Genomic DNA, 18,018 nt, shown 5'->3' with positions numbered 1-18,018 from the left:
ATCTTAGGGGTCAAGCCGCTTATCTGGTGAGAACTTGCCCAAGCGCGAGAACCCGCGCGGCGCCATCCGCCCTGCTTGCGCCCGCTTTCCTTCGAGCAAATTCCAGTCCGCTACTTCATTACGCCGCCCCGCGCTATCGATAAAGTAAAGCCCTTCTTCTGCGCTGAACGTCAAAATATCGGCCAATGCTCCGTCTTTATATTTCTGCAAACGCACACCCTTACCCCGCGCCATTTCAGGTAGCTCCTCTACATTAAAGACCAAAATTTTGCGGTTTTCCCCGATCACGGCCAGCTTCTCGCCGCTGGCTTGGATACAGCGAACAGCTTCCGCATTACCTTTGACATTGAGCGTTTTGCGCCCGCCACGCGTCGAGGCGATAATATCTTCTTCATTCACACGGAAGCCGTACCCTTCCGAACTGGCCAGAATAAGCTGTCGTTTGGGGTCATGGACAAACATACCAACCGGCACATGATCATTTTCAAGATCAACCATCAAACGGATCGGCTCTCCGTTCCCGCGTCCACCCGGTAATTTGTCCGCACCGAGCGTATAGAATTTTCCGTTACTGGCGAAGATGATGATCTTGTCGGTTGTTTCCGCATTGACCGCAAAGCCCAGCGAGTCGCCGTCCTTAAACTTGAGCCCCGATAAATCTTCGGTCTTGCCTTTAAGTGAGCGAATCCAGCCCTTTTCAGACAGCACTACCGTGATTGGTTCTTTGGTGATGAAAGCTGTGGCGAGGTCTAAATCAATATCGGGGGCGAGGTCGAATGTCGTGCGGCGCGCGCCTTGCTCCGTCTTGAGGCTGTAGGTGTCGCGGATGTCGCGCACTTGCGCCGCGATCATATCCCATTGTTTCTTCTCAGTCGTAACAAGGCTTTCAAGCTCGGCTTTCTCCGCCGCTAGCTTATCGAATTCTGATTTAATCTCGATCTCTTGCAGTTTGTTCAAAGACCGCAATCGCATATTCAAGATCGCTTCCGCTTGCCGCTCTGTCAGTTTGAATGCGCGGATCAACTCGGCTTTGGGCTTGTCTTCATAACGGATAATCCGAATGACTTCGTCCAGGTTGAGGAAGGCGATCATAAAGCCGTCCAGCACTTCCATGCGGTCCGCGATCTTACCCAGGCGCTGGTTAGAGCGCCGCAGCAAAACCTCGCGACGGTGATCGAGCCATGATTGGATGACTTCGCGTAGATTCATAACACGCGGGATACGCGTGGCATCCAACACATTCATATTCAGGCTGACGCGGCTTTCCAACTCGGACACTTTAAACAGGCTTTCCATGAGCAGTGCAGCGTCGATATTCTTGGACTTTGGCTCCAGCACGATGCGGATGTCTTCTGCGGACTCGTCGCGAATATCTTCGAGCCCTGGCGCTTTCTTCGTCTCAATAATCTCTGCTAGTTTTTCGATCAGGCGCGATTTCTGAACTTGATAAGGCACTTCGGTGACAATGATCTGATAGGTGCCGCGACCTGTGTCTTCGACATGCCAGCGTGCGCGTACCTTAAAGCTTCCGCGACCCGTAGCATAGGCTTCGAGCATGGACTCCTTCGGTTCAACGATCACACCGCCAGTTGGCAGATCGGGGCCGAGAACATGATCCATCAGCGTCTCAATCCGAGCTTTTGGACTCTTGATTAAGTGTAGTGCTGCCCCACAAATCTCCGCTACATTATGCGGCGGGATGGAGGTCGCCATGCCCACAGCGATCCCTTGGGAACCATTGGCGAGCAGGTTGGGGAAACCCGCAGGCAGGACAATCGGTTCTTCGTCTTCCTCGTTATATGTCTTGATAAAATCAACTGCGTCTTCGTCCAAACCCTCGAGCAAGGCCAGCCCAGCAGGCGTCATCTTAGCTTCGGTGTAACGCATGGCGGCGGCGCTATCGCCGTCAATGTTGCCAAAGTTCCCCTGCCCATCCACCAGCGGATAACGAGCCGAAAAGGACTGCGAGAGTTTGACCAGCGCGTCGTAAATCGATTGATCGCCATGCGGGTGATACTGCCCCATGACGTCACCCACGATCCGCGCGCACTTCTTATGCGCCCCCTCGGGATTAAGTTTGAGCTGCCGCATGGCATAGAGAATACGGCGGTGAACGGGCTTTAAACCGTCGCGCACATCTGGCAATGCCCGCTGCGTAATCGTCGATAGAGCATAAGCGAGATAGCGCGTGGAAAGCGCGTTATCGATATGCTCCTCAATAACATTGTCTTCGGGCAGACCGTTGGCAGTATCAGGTGTTGTGGTATCTTTAGGCATAAATTAGGGCTCAGCGAATCAGAAGTCTTAGACTAACAACTGCGCCGCGCAGGGCTAGGGGAAAACCAAAGTCGCAAACCCTGATTACCTAATCTTCACTGGTTTTATTCAGCCGCTCGATCATTTGCTGCCGCGCTTCGGGGAGTGTTTTGTTGATATTCCACTGCACCCGCGTCTCAAGGAAATAGCCTGTGAGTTTCAATCCGTCTGCAATGTCCTCTGGCGTGACGTGGCTTTGCCCGCGCATAAAGGGTGGGAGGCGGAGGAGCTTATCGAGATAAGGCTCAGCCGCAGAGGCACTCACCGCGCGGCCTGATCTTGGCGACACATGGGTGAGTTGATCATTCGCACCCGTCGCGGCACAACTCGATAAATCTAGCCCGTACCCCAGCGCTGATAGCAGCCCCGCCTCCCACCGCACATAAAGCGCGGGCCAAATCTCGGGTTGATCCAGCGCATTAACGACAATTGAAAACACATCCCATAATTCGGGGAACGGCTCGCGCTCTGGGATCAATTCGCGGCACATCGCCGACAAAGCATTGAGGCCAGCTAGCGAGAGGCGATCCTCCATCAATTCGGCGGCACGGCTGTTGACAGCTTCGACGGTATAATTACCCAAATGCTCTGACAGACGCCCTCGCCATTCGACTTTCACCAGATTTCCAGGTTGCAGCACGGGCCGCATCCGACGGCTGACCCCGCCCCGCACGAGGCCAAGGTGGCGGCCATGTTCGCGGGTAAAGACATCAATAATCGCCGACGTCTCGCCGTGCTTGCGTGTTGAGAGAATAAAGCCTTCGGCCTGCCAATCCATATGCTAGACGTCGAATTCCAGACCTGTGCCAGCATAGCGGGCTTGGTCGTCTTTCCAATTCGCGCGCACTTTGACGAACAGGAATAAATGCACTTTCGTGCCAAGCCAGTCGCTCATGTCTTTGCGGGCGGCGGCCCCAATATCTTTGATCGTCTGCCCCCCTTTCCCAGCACAATCGGTTTTTGACTGTCCCGACGGACATATATCACTTGGTCGATTTTGATCGAGCCGTCTTTCTTCTGCTTCCACCCCTCAGTCTCCACCATCGACATGTATGGCAGTTCATCGTGCAGTCGCAGGAATAGTTTTTCCCGGGTGATTTCTGCGGCCATAAGACGAGAGGGAATATCGGCGGCTTGATCTTCGGGATACAAGAACGGCCCCTTCGGCATCTCCTCGGCCAAAGCTTGCGAGAGGTCTTTGACGCCGTCACCATTCTTGGCAGACACCAGAAAAATCTCGGCATAGAGGTTCAGTTCTGAAAACTCTGCAATCAGGGTCAAGAGCTGGTCATGCGGGATTTCATCAATTTTGTTGAGAACGAGAAAGGCTTTGGATTTACGTTTGGCGAGGCCCTTTTGGACACGCTGCGTATCTTCAACACACAGGCGGTCCTGCGCGTCGCCCTCTCCCACCGCACGGCGCAGCCACGCCGGCGCATCGACGACATGAACCGTTAGATTGGCGTCATCTGCACCTGTCCAAGCGGCATGTACCATTGATTTCGCGAGACGGTCTGAGTCCTTAGGCACGAAAATGCCGGGCGTATCGACAAGAACGACCTGCGCTGTATCACCCTCTTTCGTTTCTAACATTGCAATCGCGCGGATCTGAAACCGCGTCGTTTGGACTTTGTGAGTGACGATAGAAACTTTCTCTCCGACCAAAGCATTGGTCAGGGTCGACTTGCCCGCATTGGGCGCGCCGACGATGGCTGCAAATCCAGCGCGTGTGTTCATGAGGTCTCTCTTCTATCTGTATTTGGTCCATCTGTATTTGGTCTATCGGTACTTGGTCTGGCTGTATCTGATTTGAGTGCTTTTGGCTTCCCCGCGACAGGTGTCGGCCATGTTTCGAGCAAGTGGAGCGCCGCGTAGCGTTCGGCATCCCGCTTAGATTTGCCTGTCCCTTTCGCGGAGCCAATATCCGTGACCGTGACTTCAATCACAAAGAGTGGCTTGTGGTCAGGGCCGCTCCGCTCCAGCACGGTATAAACAGGTAGGCCCGCCCGCGCGGCCATAGCGAGTTCTTGTAAAGCTGTCTTCGGGTCTTTGGCTGATTTACTAACAACACGGTCAATCTCTGGCCCCCAAAAGCGGTCATAGAATTTCTGGATTTCCGCTCGCCCGCCATCGATATAAATTGCAGCAATCAATGCCTCGCACGCATCGCCGAGAATTGATGTCTTCTCACGGCCGCCTTGTTTATCCTCCGATGTCGAAACCAGCAAGGCGTCACCCATGTTCAACTGCCGCGCCACCCGCGCACATGTCTCTTTGCGCACAAGTGCGTTAAGCCGCCTCGCCAAAGTGCCTTCGGGCTCGGAGGAATGATTGAATAAGGCCTCTGCTGTCAGCAAGCCAAGTATCCGATCACCCAAAAACTCAAGCCGCTCATTGTTGAGACTCGATTTATTCCCATCACCATATGATGAATGTGTCAGCGCGCGCACGGCCAGATCACGGTTTTTGAACGTGTATCCGATACGCTCTTCCAGCGCGGCTATCTTGTTATAAGATTGGTTCACAACGCCATTCTCAATCAATGCCTTTGAAAAAACGATTGCCGCGCATATTGGCCCAAGTCCAAGGCTTTTTCAGATCAAAATCATCGTTCACCGACAGCAAGACAATCTCAGCCCTTCCGATGATATTTTCCTTTGGCACAGTCCCTGCCCCACCGCTACGCACCGCAACGCGGCTATCCAAAGAGTGATCACGATTATCGCCCATCAGGAAATAACGTCCCGCTGGCACAGTAAACACGCCCGTATTGTCGAGCTGATTATTGTCTTGGCTGTTGAAAATATCGTGCGTCTCGCCTGTCGGCAAAGTCTCGGTTAGCCTTTGACCCGACACAGCTACACCACGAATGTCAAAACTCTCCTCACCAATCAGAGCCTGATCCGCTGGAGTTCCGTTGATAAATAGCTGCCCATTTTGCATTTGGATTTGATCGCCGGGGAGCCCGATCAGGCGCTTGATATAATTCTTATTTGACCCATCAGGACGAAAGACAATCACGTCGCCCCTATTCGGTCCGCGCTCTAACAAGCGACCTTTCTTCACGGGAAACGGCAGAGGGGCGGCGGCAAAGCGACCATAACCAACCGAGTATTTCGACGTAATAATATAATCGCCCTTCATCAAGCCTGGCAGCATGGAGCCAGACGGAATGTGGAAGGGTTGAAATAAAAACGTCCGCAGAACAAATGCGATCGCCAAAGCCCAAATGACAGTGGACAGCGTTTCTTTAAGGGAGGCTTTGGTCGAAGTGGTTTTTAACATGTCGTCGCTCTAGCAGTCTGACAAGGTTTCCACCACTGCAAATGCAGTCGCGTAGGGGTAATCATCTGACAGCGAAATGTGAATTGTCGCCTTATGATCTGTCGGTGTAATCGCGTCGAGGCGCACTTGCGCTGTGCCTTTGATCAGCACGATAGGTCGGCCAGACGGCACATTCTTAACCGATACATCCGTCCAGCCTAGTGCGCCAGATGTGTCGGTCGCGAGGGCTTTAGCCACCGCTTCTTTGGCCGCAAAACGCTTGGCATAACTCATGGCGGGGCGGGCTTTGGCCTCGCAATAGGCTTGTTCATCAGGCGTAAAAGTTTTGTCGAGAAATTTCTGCCCGAATTTTTCGATGCTTTTTTCAATGCGCCGAATGTCGCAAATATCTGTGCCGATACCGATTATCATAGCTGTCCCCTAGCCCTGTGTCTGACGTGCCGCGTCCATATGCTGACGCATTTCTTTGATCGCGGCCTCAAGCCCCATAAAGACTGCTTCGCCGATAACAAAGTGGCCGATATTCAACTCGACCGCTTCTGGAATCGCTGCCACATCGCCCACATTGTCAAACGTCAGTCCGTGACCGAAATGCACTTCGAGGCCTTGAGAATCAGCAGATTTCGCACCCGTTTTGAGGGCCTCTAAAATTGAGGCGGCTTTGGCAACGTCTCCGTTGTCCAACGCATGCGCATAAGCCCCCGTATGAAACTCGACAACAGCCGCGCCGCAATGAACGGCGGCTGTGATCTGCGCTTCCACCGCTTCGATAAAGAGTGACACGCGCGAGCCGTTTTCTGACAAAGCCCGCACGATAGGCGCGATTTGATTGTGCCCGCCCGCAACGTCTAACCCGCCTTCGGTTGTGCGCTCCTCGCGGCGTTCAGGCACGATGCAAACTGCGCGCGGTTTTAGCGCCAACGCAATATCGCGCATTTCCTCTGTTGCAGCCATTTCCATATTGAGCGGGATGTTCTCGCTCTCGCACAGCGTCTGCAGGCGTTCCAAATCATCGTCACGGATGTGGCGGCGGTCTTCGCGTAGATGCGCCGTTATTCCGTCTGCGCCAGCCTGAATCGCCGCCCAAGCCCCCGCAACAGGATCAGGATGGGTGCCGCCACGCGCATTTCGGAGCGTCGCAATATGGTCGATATTGACCCCTAATCTGAGCGGGTGATCGCTCAAGCGGTCAGCCCCCGACTGCCCGGCTTAATCGCGGGGATCGCGGCGAGATCTGCGGGTAGATCATCAGGGTCATAATCTGGAAATTTGCGCGCGGCCAGACTAACAAGAGGCACGCCAATATCGGCTGTCCCGTTAGAGCGGTCAAACAGGCACGCGCCAGCGATGACTGTCGCACCCGTCTGGTTCATTGATGCAATACACTCACGCGAGGATAAGCCTGTTGTCACAATGTCTTCGACCATCAAAACCTTTTGCCCCGGTTGTAATGTAAAGCCACGGCGCAAACGAAACTCGCCGTCTTCGCGCTCAACAAAGATCGACTCCAGCCCCATATGACGCGCTGTTTCGTATCCCGGGATGACACCCCCCATTGCGGGCGCCACGATAATGTCAGGCTGCACATCTAAACTCGCTTTCACCTTCTCGGCCAAAGCCTTGCAAAGTTTTTCCGTCAATACAGGATTTTTAAAGATCAACGCCTTTTGCAGAAACACGGAACTGCGCCGACCCGATGACAAAATGAAATGGCCCTCCAGCAGTGCGCCCGCCTCGCGGAATACGTCTAATACGTCATCAGTCGTCATAATTTGGCTTTCATCATCTTAGCGTGAGAGTTGCGAGTTTAGTCGGCGGTGATCGCGCGACTCCGATCTGTCGATACGACATAGGTGCTTGTGCGCAAGGCCGCAATGATTTGCGAGAGGTGCCGATTGTCGCGCACTTCCACATCGAAGACCATGTCAAAAAAAGCAGGGCTACGGCGTAGGGTCTTGATATTCGTCAGGTTGCCGCCCGCTTCGCCAACGATCTTGGTCACGTCAGCCAGCGCGCCAGGGACGTGTTCAACTGTCGCCGTCACGCGACCAATAGAGGCTGTCTGTTCTGCCGCACGGCGCCAGCCAAGATCGAGCCAGCTATCTTGCTGATCCTCGTATTTTTCTAATTCTTCGCAGTCGATCGTGTGTATCTCGATACCTCGCCCTGACGATTGCATACCGATAATGCGGTCCCCAGGAATGGGAGAACAACAAGGCGCAAGATGCAAGCTGACGCCAGCGCGCAGCCCCTCACCTTTGATATAAAGCGAGACTGTCTTATCCTCGATTAGGTCGCGATGGGCGAAACTTTCGTCAGCCGATTTATCTCCGCGTCCCGGGAAGACGGCGTTCATATAATCTGTCATAGACAACTCACCGCGCCCGAGTTGTTCGTAAAGCGCATCGACGGTCACAACATTCAGACGTTTGAGCGTATCGACCAAGGCAGGCTCGGCGAAGACTTTGCCTTCGCGCGCAAAGGCATGCTCGGCCAGCATTTGCCCGATTTTACGAAATTCTTCTGCCTCGCCCGTGCGGGTCAGGCGGCGGAGCGCGGAGCGGGCTTTGCCCGTAGCGACCATATTTTCCCATCCGTCTTGGGGCTCGGCTGTGCCGCCGCGGATGATCTTGATCACGTCCCCATTTTGCAAACGCGTGCGCAGCGGTACGTCGCGACCATTTACAACGGCGCCGATGCAGGTATCGCCAACGCGCGTATGCACAGCATAGGCAAAATCAATCGGCGTTGCCCCGCGCGGAAGTGCGATCAAATCGCCCTTGGGTGTGAATGTGAATACCTGATCCGCAAACATTTCGAGCTTCGCGTGTTCCAGGAACTCGTCGGCATCGCCGCTCTGCTCCATCATCTCAACGAGCGGGCGGATACGACGTAGGGGATCGCCGCCACTTTGTTGCGCGCTTTCCGCGTCATAGCCGTAAGACTGATCTTTATAAGCCCAATGGGCAGCCACGCCCCGCAAAGCAACATCTTCCATACGCTCTGTGCGGATTTGGATTTCAACGCGGCGATTATCAGGCGTGCGGATCGTCGTGTGTAGCGATTGGTAGCCATTGGGCTTGGGCACAGAAATAAAGTCGCGGAAGCGAGCTGGCACGGCGCGAAACTTACTGTGCAATTCACCCATCACTTGATAGCAGGTCGCGCGGTGATCCACGATAATACGAAACGCGTAGAGATCGGCAACATCATCAAAGCTGATATTCTGTCGTTGTAGTTTCCGCCATACAGCATAAGCGCGTTTTTCACGGCCATAGACCCGCGCTTTGATCCCAGCCTCTCCCAGCACTTCTTTGAGCGCGGTGAAAATTTGGCTGATCGCCTCGCCTTGTGTCGTGCGCCAGTCATCAAGGCGCTTAGAGATGCTCTCAAATGCAGACGGGTTGATGTGTTTAAACGATAGATCTTCGAGTTCTGAGCAAATTTTATCGACACCAATACGGCGAGCCAGTGGCGCGTAAATCTCTAATGTCTCGCGCGCGATCCGCTCTCGGCTGGCTTGCTTTGGGTGATGCTCCAGCGTGCGCATATTGTGGAGGCGGTCGCAGAGTTTGACCAGCAAGACACGCACATCCTTGCTCATCGCTAACACGAATTTCTGGAAATTCTCCGCCTGCGCCCGTTCTCGGGAGGCATTGGGAATGGACAGTTCGACCTGCCCCAGTTTCGTCACGCCGTTCACGAGTTCCGCAATCTCCGGCGTAAATTGCTCGGCTAGTTCTTCGTAGGTCGTGTCTGTGTCTTCGAGGACATCATGCAAAAGTGCTGTGCAAATGCTGGCGACATCCAAGTGCAGCCCCGCGAGGATACCTGCGACCTCGATCGGATGGGCGTAATAGGGATCACCGGAATGACGCATTTGCGACCCATGCGCTTGGACTGAAAACACGTAGGCTTTATTCAACAGCGCTTCGTCAACTGAGGGGTCATAGGCTCGCACCATGTCGACCAGCTCAAACTGACGCAGAAAGGTCTGCTTAGCGGGCTTTGGCTCCGTGATATCGGAAATCTCGTTCACCCTATAGATATAGGCAGACAGATTATATTTAGCCATAAAAAAAGCCGCTCTAAGCGAACGGCTTTTTTCAAATTCTCAGTCAGTGCTTAGAAGCGGCTGGAGCTATCATTGTCGCGGTCACCTTGGAGGGCGCGCAGAACGTCCGCTTCGCTCATCTCGGCTTGCTTGGCCTCGCCGTGTTCAAGGGCCAGAACCGGCTCTTGCTCTTCATTCTCGTCTGGCATGTCATCATCAAAGATCACGCGCTGCAGACCGACGACAAGGCTCTCGCGCAATTCGTCCATATCGAGAGTTTCTTCTGCGAGTTCCCGCAGAGCGACAACGGGTGTTTTGTCATTATCGCGGTCAATCGTCAGGGCTGAACCCGCAGCGATATTGCGCGAACGGTGTGATGCCAATAGAACGAGGTCGAACCGATTAGGGACTTTTTCGACGCAATCTTCAACAGTAACGCGGGCCATAGGGCTCTCCACTCAGTATTTTAGGAATATCTGCGGCGCGTATAAGACGAATTGTCCCCGCGTGCAACAGTGTTTTGGCAGGCTTTATAGGGCGAGCGGCGACGTCACGCGGTGCAATGCCAGCACATCCGCCATTGGGATTTTTGCCAAATGCTCAATCGGCGTCAGCTTATGCTCCGCGTCTTGCCAGTCAGGCGCAATGTCGAGGATGGGCAGCAAGACGAAAGGGCGGTCCAACATGCGCGGATGGGGCAGTGTGAGGTGATCCGACTTGAGGATCAGGTCACCCCATACCAGCAAGTCCAGATCCAGCGTGCGCGGTGCATTGCGCTCACTCCGCACCCGCCCTAACTGCGTCTCTATCCGCAGCAAGAGGCTCATCAACTCTGTTGGCTCTCCGTCATATTCCACCAAAGCCACAGCGTTGATATAGTCTGGCGCGCCGCTCCCAGCTGGCCAAGCGGGCGACTGCCACAGCCCTGAAAAAGCTTGAAACGTCATACCCTCCGCCCGCAACATATCTCGCGCGCGCAGGAAATTATCTTTGGGATTGGACAGGTTGGCCCCGAAGGCGATAAAGGTAGGTTTCATATTTTGTCTATATTCCATTCGAGCCCTATTATGGCCTTTTACCCTGATGAACGCCTAGCGATATTTATTGATGGTGCCAATCTCTATTCCACCGCCAAAACGCTGGATTATGATATTGATTACAATAAGTTGCTCAAACTATTTCAAGAAAAAGGTCGATTGATTACGGCGAAATACTATACGGCTTTGCTAGAAAATGACGACTATTCACCTATTCGACCGCTCATGGATTTTCTGGATTACAATGGCTATCATGTGGTCACCAAGCCAGCGAAGACTTACACAGACCGTGATGGGCGCAACCGCATTAAAGGCAATATGGACATGGAGATCGCGGTCGATATGATCGACCTCGCGCCGCATGTCGATCATATGCTGCTCTTTTCTGGCGATAGTGATTTCCAAGCCGTCGTCGCCGCTGTGCAGAAGCAAGGCGTGCGGGTCACGGTCATTTCCACCATGACCTCCCGCCCTTCTATGCTGGGCGATGAATTACGTCGCCAAGCCAATGCGGTGATCGAGCTGTCCGATATGGGCAAGTTGATCGGACGGCCCAAACGCGAATACGAATCTTATGAGGACGATGAATGACCTATGCTTTTGATGCGCCATATGGCTGTTCTAAATGTCCTCGCTTGCGGAATTTCATTGAAGAAAAGAAACGTGAGTTTCCTGATTACTTTAACGGCTCCCGTGCCGAGCTTTGGCGATCCAGAGCCGCGCCTGTTGATCATCGGCCTTGCCCCAGGACTGCACGGCGCGAGATCAAACGGGGCGTCCCTTTACGGGCGATTGGGCGGGCGACCTCCTCTATGCGGCGATTGCAAAATACGGCTTCTCGAATGACCGCTATAAAAAGCATGCTGATGACGGGTTAGTTCTGTTCGATGCCATGATCACCAATGCTGTGCGCTGTGTCCCGCCGCAGAATAAGCCTGTCGGGCTAGAGATACGAACTTGTCGTAACTATCTAAAAGATCAGATGAAAACGCTCCAAAGCGTGAAAGTCTACCTCTGCCTCGGTAAGGTCAGCCATGACAGCACAGTGCGCGGTTTGGGCCTAAAGCTCAGTGATTACCCATTCGGGCATCATGCGAAATATCATTTGCCTGACGGACGTGTGTTGATCAGCAGCTATCACTGCTCGCGCTATAATACGAACACAAAGCGCCTGACGGAGAAGATGTTCTTTGATGTATTCGCCGACGTGCGAAAGATGATCGGAAATTAGCCACGCTCGCGCATGATGCGGGCTTTCTGCTTGTCCCAATCGCGTTTCTTGACCGTATCGCGCTTATCCCGCTGATCTTTACCTGTGGCGAGGCCGATCAAGATTTTCGCTACGCCGCGATCATTGAAATACATTTTTAGCGGCACAACTGTACGCCCTTTGCGATTAACTTCTGCCATTAAACGGTTGAGTTCTTTGCGTTTTAATAACAATCGACGCGGGCGAGTTGGCAGGTGGTTAAACTGGCTGGCGGGGGCATAGATCGGGATATTGGCATTGACGAGCGTTGCGTCAGTGCCTTCTATCGCGACATAGCTCTCCGCGATATTAGCCCGCCCTTCTCGCAACGCTTTCACCTCTGTCCCAACAAGTGCGATGCCAGCCTCGAACGTATCTTCGACGGCGTAGTCAAAGCGCGCGCGGCGGTTTTCCGCGATCGTCTTATTATTCGGATCAGCTTTTTTGCGTGGGGCCATGTGGGATATATAGGGACTTTAGACGTCAATACCAGCGCGGCGCATGGCGGATTTAACAGCCTCTTCCGTATCTTTGCTCGGCAAGGTGATCGGCAGGCGCACATCGGGCTGCATACGCCCCAGTGCTGACAGACCATATTTCGTCGGGCCTGGGCTTGGATCGAGGAAGACGTCTTTGTGCAGGCGGTCCAGCTTGCTGTTCCATTCCCGCGCTGCGGCGTAATCCCCTGCCATCATTGCGTTGTGGAACGCAGCATATTGCGCAGGGGCGATATTAGAGCCAACAGAAATTGCCCCATGACCGCCATGCGCGGAATGGCCAAGCGAGGTCGGGTCATCGCCAGAGAGCTGGATGAAATCCTCACCGCAGCGATCGCGAATACCTACGACGCGTGAAATATCACCTGTTGCGTCCTTGCAGCCAATCACAGTCGGCAGCTTTGACAGCCGCCCCATGGTGTCATTTGTAATGTCAACAACGCTGCGCGACGGCACATTGTAGACGATAATGGGAATATCAACGGCGTCTGCTATGGCTTTGAAGTGCTGGAAGATGCCTTCTTGGTTGGGCTTGTTATAATAGGGCGTCACGACCATCGCGACATCTGCACCCATATCCTTGGCATGTTGGGCATAGCGGATAGAGACGCTAGTCTCGTTTGATCCCGCCCCTGCCACGACAGGCACACGTCCCGCAGCCGCTTCGACACACAAAGCAATCACGCGCTTATGCTCCGCGTCAGACAATGTCGGCGAAGATCCCGTTGTGCCGCATGGGACCACGCCGTGGATGCCGTTCGCGATCTGCCATTCGACGTGATCTTGGAACGCTTTTTCGTCAACGCCTCCATTTTTGAAGGGTGTCACTAAAGCTGTTATCGCTCCTTTTACCATTTTAGTCTTTCATGTAGCAGTTGTAAGAATACGCTCGCTGCGTAATACGGTATGAATGACTCGCGTCATAGCTTTCTTTGAGCAATCAACGCAAGTATCGCTTCTTAGTAATAGATTGGGACTTTTACATGGCTGCAAATGTGGGACTTAAAGGCGCTATTAAGCGCGCACTTTTCACATTACCGTTGGCGGCTATTTTATCAGTGTCCACCGCGTCCGTCGCCTACGCCGCCATTCCCGTTCCGCGCATTAAACCTGAACCGCCAGCTATGTCAGCCTTTCTGACAGACGCCGATGCGCGTTACTTCAGGTCTGGGATTAGCGCAGTGCATCGCGGACATTGGCGCGATGTTGAGCGCGCTACCGAACGCGTGACCGATCAAACGGCCAAAGATGTGCTGCTGTGGTTCCGCGCAGCCCGCGATCCCTTACCGCCCATGGACGTGATGAAATATGTCACGCATGTTCTCTCTGATTACCCCCGCATGACGGGTATTCGTGCAAAAGCCGAAGCGCGATTATTTGAAGAATCGCTATCGCCGCAAAAGACAGTCGCTTGGTTTCAGGGGCTTGAGCCTGTCTCTGGCGAGGGCCGTGTCGCGTTGGCGCGGGCGCATTACGCGATGGGCAACCGCCAGAGCGGCGATCTCTGGCTGCGTTCCGCTTGGCGCGATAGCCGCCTCACCCGCTCGCGTCAGCAGGAGGTCTTCAAGCAATTTAAGGATAAGCTCTCCCAAGATGACCACGCCGCGCGCGCCGATCACCTGATCTGGCTCGGGGGCGCTCATTTCTCCAAGGCTCAAGCACTGCTGCCTTATATGAGCCGTGATGATCGGGCCTTGATGAATGTGCGCATGAAGCTGGCACGCAACGCCTCTGGTATTGATGCAGCGATTAAAGCGCTGCCGACGAAATACGCCAATGATGCAGGCTTTCTCTATGAACGCGCAAAATGGCGGCGCAAGAAAATCAAAAAAGAATACGCTCTCCCGCTTTATCTGGAGATCAAAACACCGCCAGAGTCTGACAAAGGCAAAGAACGCATTTGGCGCGAAAAAAAGATCATGACCTATTGGGCCATTGAAGAAGGCCTCTATCAAGACGCTTATGACCTGACGCGCAGTCACGGGATGAGCCGCGGGGTTGGATTTGCCGAAGCTGAGTTTCTAGCAGGCTGGTTGGCCCTTCAAAAGCTCAACCGCCCTAAAGATGCGGCGGAGCATTTCGCGTTGCTGCAAAGCGGCGTCACGACACCCGTCTCCCTCTCTCGCGCTGCTTATTGGTCGGGACGCGCTCACGAGAAGCTTGGCAGTGGTCAAGACCGTGCGCATTATGCTGCCGCAGGTCAATTTACGAACACCTATTACGGGCAACTCGCTGCCACCCGCCAATCAGGTCGCCTCTCACAAATGAGCCTCCCACTGGAATTAATCTCAGAGGATGCCAAGCTGCGGTTCAAAGCGGACCGTCGCGTCCGCGCCATGCACCTGCTCGGCGAGGCAGGCGAAGAACGCTATTTCAGCCAGTTCGCCTTTCACCTAGACGATGTCCTAGACAGTCAAGACGAGTTGTCACTGCTGGCAGTGCTAGCCAAGGATTATGGCTATATGCGCCCCTCTATCCGCGCCGCGAAACAGGCGGGGCGCTTCCAGACCATGCTAACTGATTCAGGCTATCCGCAGATTGCAGCGATTGACGCCCTGCCCGCCAAATTCAACAAGCCCTTCGTCTACGCCATTGCCCGCCAAGAGAGCGAGTTCTCAACCGATGTGGTCAGTTCTGCCAAGGCTTATGGCCTGATGCAGATGATCAATGCGACCGCCAAAGCGACAGCGCGAAAGCACCGTATTCCCTATAGCAAAACGCGGCTCAACTCCGACGGTGACTATGCGGCAAACCTCGGCGCACACCATTTGCATGACTTACTAGATATGTGGGACGGCTCCTACATCCTCGCTGCCGTCAGCTATAACGCTGGCCCGCACCGCGCGCGTCAGTGGATCAAGACTTACGGAGATCCAAGAACCGGCGAGATTGATCCCGTTGATTGGGTCGAGAAGATTCCATTTTCTGAAACGCGTAATTATGTTCAGCGTGTCATGGAAAATATGCAGGTCTACCGTGCGCGATTAAACGGCAATCAAGCACCGAACCAGTTAGAGCAGGATTTGCGTAATGGGGCGTTTTAGCCGTTTCGCTTAACCGCGCCCACGATAGGGCGGGACGCCTTGATCGGGAATCCAGACCCCCTTGGGCGCTTCGCCGAACTGATAAAACACGTCAATCGGGATGCCCCCGCGCGGATACCAATAACCGCCAATCCGCAACCATTTCGGCGAGATTTCTTTGACCAAACGCTGAGCAATCCCCGTTGTGCAGGCTTCGTGAAAGTCTCCGTGATTGCGGTAGGAGCCGAGAAATAGCTTGAACGCTTTGCTCTCGACAATCCACTGATCCGGGCAATAATCGACAACCAGATGCGCAAAGTCGGGCTGGCCTGTCACTGGGCAAATGCTCGTAAATTCAGGCGCAACCAGGCGGATCATATAATCGTCGGCACACGGATTTTTCACGCGCTCTAGCTCTGCCTCATCAGGACTGCTTGGCAAACCTTTCATGGTTCCCAGTTGGTCGAGGTCTTTGTACCGATCTTGTGTCATGCGAGTTCCCTAGCGTTTGGGAGCGGTTAGCCCGTTACGCATCGCCTTTCAAGGTCGGAGGCGTCTTAGGGCTATGTTTTGTCACACCCGAAAATAGCTTCCGTACAGCCTTTCCGCCTGGCAATTCGATGAGATGATAGGTCAGATGCGACGCGCCGATGACGACTGCGAGATAAGGCAAAAGCAGCAAATCCCCGCCCCAACCCGTCGCGTTCCAGTCCGGCATTGCTCGCCCTAATACCTGCTCCGCCCCAATCGCAAACGCGATCGCAATGATGACGTGGATCATGTAAACGGAATAAGAAATCTTCGCCAAATACGTAAACACCCAACCCCTCATAAATCGCGATACCAGACCACCATCATGCGCAAATAGATAGACAAACCCAAACAGGAATGGTCCCGCCAAAAATTGCAGCTTCCCCTCACAATAGATGATGAAGAGAACGCTGGCCGTTAGCAGTCCAATCTCAAGCGGTGTCGCGTATTTTTGGATCGTTGCGCTCGGCCCGTTTCGAAACAAACGCGCGGCCAGCACTCCGATGAAAAACCCTGCTATACAGCGATAAAACCCGTAATCATAAGTGATGTCCATATTCGGCTTTATCGCTGCCAACCAAGCGTAAATCCCTGCGATAATCAGTATGAGGATAGCCGCAACACCTAGCCCAAACCGCCGACCCGCCGTCAACACTAAGAAGCCAACGAAGAGGAAATAGGTATAAAACTCGGCTCCAATCGTCCAACTTGGTGGATTAAAAGTCAGCGCATCTGCGCCGCCCATCGCATGCGTCATCGTCAGGTGCGCGACAAGATTACGCCAGCTCTCATCGATCCCCTGCTTGAAACGGCAAAACTTCGCCAGCTTCATGCGAGGCAATCCCCGCTTGGTGCGCCCACAACCGCAATAGCGCAAAGCCGAGAAAGACTGCCAGCATGAAAAGATGCAACGGATAGAGCCGCGCAAACCGCTTCACCAAAAACCGCTTTATCGACGCCCCGTCTGTCAGCTTCCCCGCATAGAGCGTGAACATCAAAAAGCCTGAAAAGGCGAAGAAAACATCGATGATAATCGCGCCGTTATTGAGGAAAGCACTGCTATTGATATGCGACAGCCAGATCGTGTGATAGATCGCCACGACCACTGCCAGCAGGCCGCGAAAGCCATCTAGTGCGGCAAAATACGTACCGTGTCCGTAAGGCGATGTGATGGGTGCCGTTGTCATATCCGCTCAGTCTATCCCTCTTTGTGAGGGGCTTACACGACCAAAGCGAAAATCCCGTTAATAAGAAAAGCTAGATATAACGCTGCGCCCAAGCGGCCAGAACATTCGCAACATATTCCGCATCAGCAGGATTTTTGAGGAGCAAATGATCCGCGCCGTCAAGGCTGACAAAACTCTTAGGATGGCGGGCTTTGACATAAATATGCGCGGCATTGTCGATACCGACGACGCGGTCTTGTGGGGAATGAAAGATCATCAGCGCCCGATCTAAGTCACCAATTTCCTTCGCAATATCGTGATTGCCAATATCGTCGAGGAATTGTTCTTTGATGATAAATGGCCGCCCGCCAAGCAAGACTTTCGCCTCCCCCGCTTCTTCGATTTCTTCTAATTGATCGGCAAATTGGTGGACGATGTGGGTCGTATCGCAGGGAGACCCAATGGTCGCCACGGCCTTACATTCAGGGATTTCGTCTGCAACTTTCAGAGCCGCCGTGCCGCCGAAACTGTGACCGATTAAGACACAGGGTGCTTTGAAATTATCACGCAAAAACCCGGCAGCCGCACGCAAATCATCGCAATTTGACGTAAAATTCGTGTCCGAGAAATTACCCTCTGAGTCTCCTAATCCTGTAAAATCGAAACGCAACATCCCGTAGCCGTTTTCCACCAACGCTCTGGAGATCGTGCGGATCGGCTTGAGGTCTTTGCCGATCGAAAATCCGTGAGCGAATAAAACCCAGCTTCTGACATCACCTTCGGGATAGTCGACTTTCGCTGACAAAACATCGCCAAAGGCGCCTTTAAATTCTATTTTTTCACTTGGCATAAGCAGAGCC

18 protein-coding genes and 2 pseudogenes are annotated in these 18,018 nt (G+C 53.7%); 3 read left to right on the top strand and 17 right to left on the bottom strand.

What is annotated here, in order from left to right; translation table 11 throughout:
* Positions 1-3: 3 nt before the first annotated feature.
* The 11 genes and pseudogenes from parC to folK form a co-directional block, all read right to left on the bottom strand.
* On the bottom strand, positions 4-2,277 hold the full coding sequence (gene parC, locus AB8615_RS05335) for a DNA topoisomerase IV subunit A (RefSeq protein WP_418152913.1): 2,274 nt from the start codon (positions 2,275-2,277) through the stop codon (positions 4-6).
* Positions 2,278-2,365: 88 nt separating this feature from the next.
* Positions 2,366-3,094: a DNA repair protein RecO gene (gene recO, locus AB8615_RS05330; RefSeq protein WP_409433883.1), complete on the bottom strand. Its 729-nt coding sequence runs from the start codon at positions 3,092-3,094 to the stop codon at positions 2,366-2,368.
* A 3-nt stretch (positions 3,095-3,097) separates the two neighbouring features.
* Positions 3,098-4,053: pseudogene (gene era / locus AB8615_RS05325) on the bottom strand (GTPase Era).
* A complete protein-coding gene (gene rnc / locus AB8615_RS05320) occupies positions 4,050-4,841 on the bottom strand; it encodes a ribonuclease III (RefSeq protein WP_409433881.1) in 792 nt (263 codons plus the stop codon). The pseudogene era and the gene rnc overlap by 4 nt, the downstream one beginning before the upstream one ends.
* Before the next feature lie 10 nt (positions 4,842-4,851).
* Positions 4,852-5,601 carry a signal peptidase I gene (gene lepB / locus AB8615_RS05315; RefSeq protein WP_409433880.1) on the bottom strand — a complete coding sequence of 250 codons (750 nt, stop codon included), beginning with the start codon at positions 5,599-5,601 and terminating at the stop codon, positions 4,852-4,854.
* Between the two features lie 9 nt (positions 5,602-5,610).
* A complete protein-coding gene (gene acpS / locus AB8615_RS05310; RefSeq protein ID WP_409433879.1) occupies positions 5,611-6,012 on the bottom strand; it encodes a holo-ACP synthase in 402 nt (133 codons plus the stop codon).
* Positions 6,013-6,021: 9 nt separating this feature from the next.
* A complete protein-coding gene (locus AB8615_RS05305; protein ID WP_409433878.1) occupies positions 6,022-6,786 on the bottom strand; it encodes a pyridoxine 5'-phosphate synthase in 765 nt (254 codons plus the stop codon).
* Positions 6,783-7,370, bottom strand: coding sequence for an orotate phosphoribosyltransferase (gene pyrE, locus AB8615_RS05300; RefSeq protein ID WP_409433877.1), 588 nt, complete (start codon positions 7,368-7,370; stop codon positions 6,783-6,785). The genes AB8615_RS05305 and pyrE overlap by 4 nt, the downstream gene beginning before the upstream one ends.
* Before the next feature lie 38 nt (positions 7,371-7,408).
* Complete coding sequence (locus tag AB8615_RS05295; RefSeq protein WP_409433876.1) at positions 7,409-9,676, bottom strand: RelA/SpoT family protein; 2,268 nt, start codon at positions 9,674-9,676, stop codon at positions 7,409-7,411.
* Positions 9,677-9,726: 50 nt separating this feature from the next.
* Positions 9,727-10,101 (bottom strand): DNA-directed RNA polymerase subunit omega, encoded by a 375-nt coding sequence (gene rpoZ / locus AB8615_RS05290; RefSeq protein ID WP_409433875.1) that lies wholly within the window; start codon positions 10,099-10,101, stop codon positions 9,727-9,729.
* An 84-nt stretch (positions 10,102-10,185) separates the two neighbouring features.
* Positions 10,186-10,692, bottom strand: coding sequence for a 2-amino-4-hydroxy-6-hydroxymethyldihydropteridine diphosphokinase (gene folK, locus AB8615_RS05285; protein WP_409433874.1), 507 nt, complete (start codon positions 10,690-10,692; stop codon positions 10,186-10,188).
* Between the two features lie 30 nt (positions 10,693-10,722).
* Here folK and AB8615_RS05280 point away from each other — a divergent pair, with 30 nt between their 5' ends.
* Both AB8615_RS05280 and AB8615_RS05275 read left to right on the top strand, forming a co-directional pair.
* Positions 10,723-11,283: an NYN domain-containing protein gene (locus AB8615_RS05280; protein ID WP_409433873.1), complete on the top strand. Its 561-nt coding sequence runs from the start codon at positions 10,723-10,725 to the stop codon at positions 11,281-11,283.
* A pseudogene (locus AB8615_RS05275) lies at positions 11,280-11,923 on the top strand (uracil-DNA glycosylase). The gene AB8615_RS05280 and the pseudogene AB8615_RS05275 overlap by 4 nt, the downstream one beginning before the upstream one ends.
* On the opposite strand, the gene smpB reads toward AB8615_RS05275, so the two are convergent.
* Both smpB and dapA read right to left on the bottom strand, forming a co-directional pair.
* Entirely contained in the window at positions 11,920-12,399 is a 480-nt protein-coding gene (smpB, locus tag AB8615_RS05270; protein WP_409433871.1) for an SsrA-binding protein SmpB, read from the bottom strand. The pseudogene AB8615_RS05275 and the gene smpB sit on opposite strands and share 4 nt — an antisense overlap.
* Positions 12,400-12,417: 18 nt before the next feature.
* Positions 12,418-13,293 carry a 4-hydroxy-tetrahydrodipicolinate synthase gene (dapA, locus tag AB8615_RS05265; RefSeq protein ID WP_409433870.1) on the bottom strand — a complete coding sequence of 292 codons (876 nt, stop codon included), beginning with the start codon at positions 13,291-13,293 and terminating at the stop codon, positions 12,418-12,420.
* A gap of 128 nt (positions 13,294-13,421) precedes the next feature.
* Between dapA and AB8615_RS05260 the strand changes: the two genes are divergently transcribed.
* Positions 13,422-15,482 (top strand): lytic transglycosylase domain-containing protein, encoded by a 2,061-nt coding sequence (locus tag AB8615_RS05260; RefSeq protein WP_409433869.1) that lies wholly within the window; start codon positions 13,422-13,424, stop codon positions 15,480-15,482.
* Between the two features lie 9 nt (positions 15,483-15,491).
* Here AB8615_RS05260 and queF read toward each other — a convergent pair whose 3' ends face one another.
* The 4 genes from queF to AB8615_RS05240 form a co-directional block, all read right to left on the bottom strand.
* Positions 15,492-15,953, bottom strand: a complete 462-nt coding sequence (gene queF / locus AB8615_RS05255; RefSeq protein WP_409433868.1) for a preQ(1) synthase — start codon at positions 15,951-15,953, stop codon at positions 15,492-15,494.
* 34 nt (positions 15,954-15,987) lie between these two features.
* The gene (locus AB8615_RS05250; protein WP_418152908.1) at positions 15,988-16,824 is read right to left on the bottom strand and encodes an acyltransferase family protein; all 837 of its coding nucleotides are present in this window, start codon (positions 16,822-16,824) and stop codon (positions 15,988-15,990) included.
* Positions 16,781-17,179, bottom strand: coding sequence for an acyltransferase family protein (locus AB8615_RS05245; protein WP_418152906.1), 399 nt, complete (start codon positions 17,177-17,179; stop codon positions 16,781-16,783). The genes AB8615_RS05250 and AB8615_RS05245 overlap by 44 nt, the downstream gene beginning before the upstream one ends.
* A gap of 70 nt (positions 17,180-17,249) precedes the next feature.
* Positions 17,250-18,008 (bottom strand): alpha/beta hydrolase, encoded by a 759-nt coding sequence (locus AB8615_RS05240; RefSeq protein WP_409433866.1) that lies wholly within the window; start codon positions 18,006-18,008, stop codon positions 17,250-17,252.
* Between the last annotated feature and the right edge of the window lie 10 nt (positions 18,009-18,018).

The organism is Litorimonas sp. RW-G-Af-16 (genome assembly GCF_048319245.1).
In the GTDB taxonomy this organism is placed as follows: domain Bacteria; phylum Pseudomonadota; class Alphaproteobacteria; order Caulobacterales; family Maricaulaceae; genus Litorimonas.
Note: the sequence above shows the minus strand (reverse complement) of the source record. Positions and strands in the feature narration are given on the sequence as shown.

Excerpts from the sequence above, each read along its gene's own strand:
- rpoZ (WP_409433875.1), bottom strand. The coding sequence starts at position 10,101 with ATGGCCCGCGTTACTGTTGAAGATTGCGTCGAAAAAGTCCCTAATCGG.
- AB8615_RS05250 (WP_418152908.1), bottom strand. The coding sequence starts at position 16,824 with ATGAAGCTGGCGAAGTTTTGCCGTTTCAAGCAGGGGATCGATGAGAGC.
- folK (WP_409433874.1), bottom strand. The coding sequence starts at position 10,692 with ATGAAACCTACCTTTATCGCCTTCGGGGCCAACCTGTCCAATCCCAAA.
- queF (WP_409433868.1), bottom strand. The coding sequence starts at position 15,953 with ATGACACAAGATCGGTACAAAGACCTCGACCAACTGGGAACCATGAAA.
- acpS (WP_409433879.1), bottom strand. The coding sequence starts at position 6,012 with ATGATAATCGGTATCGGCACAGATATTTGCGACATTCGGCGCATTGAA.
- dapA (WP_409433870.1), bottom strand. The coding sequence starts at position 13,293 with ATGGTAAAAGGAGCGATAACAGCTTTAGTGACACCCTTCAAAAATGGA.
- pyrE (WP_409433877.1), bottom strand. The coding sequence starts at position 7,370 with ATGACGACTGATGACGTATTAGACGTATTCCGCGAGGCGGGCGCACTG.
- AB8615_RS05295 (WP_409433876.1), bottom strand. The coding sequence starts at position 9,676 with ATGGCTAAATATAATCTGTCTGCCTATATCTATAGGGTGAACGAGATT.
- AB8615_RS05240 (WP_409433866.1), bottom strand. The coding sequence starts at position 18,008 with ATGCCAAGTGAAAAAATAGAATTTAAAGGCGCCTTTGGCGATGTTTTG.
- AB8615_RS05245 (WP_418152906.1), bottom strand. The coding sequence starts at position 17,179 with ATGACAACGGCACCCATCACATCGCCTTACGGACACGGTACGTATTTT.
- lepB (WP_409433880.1), bottom strand. The coding sequence starts at position 5,601 with ATGTTAAAAACCACTTCGACCAAAGCCTCCCTTAAAGAAACGCTGTCC.
- smpB (WP_409433871.1), bottom strand. The coding sequence starts at position 12,399 with ATGGCCCCACGCAAAAAAGCTGATCCGAATAATAAGACGATCGCGGAA.
- parC (WP_418152913.1), bottom strand. The coding sequence starts at position 2,277 with ATGCCTAAAGATACCACAACACCTGATACTGCCAACGGTCTGCCCGAA.
- AB8615_RS05260 (WP_409433869.1), top strand. The coding sequence starts at position 13,422 with ATGGCTGCAAATGTGGGACTTAAAGGCGCTATTAAGCGCGCACTTTTC.
- AB8615_RS05280 (WP_409433873.1), top strand. The coding sequence starts at position 10,723 with ATGGCCTTTTACCCTGATGAACGCCTAGCGATATTTATTGATGGTGCC.
- recO (WP_409433883.1), bottom strand. The coding sequence starts at position 3,094 with ATGGATTGGCAGGCCGAAGGCTTTATTCTCTCAACACGCAAGCACGGC.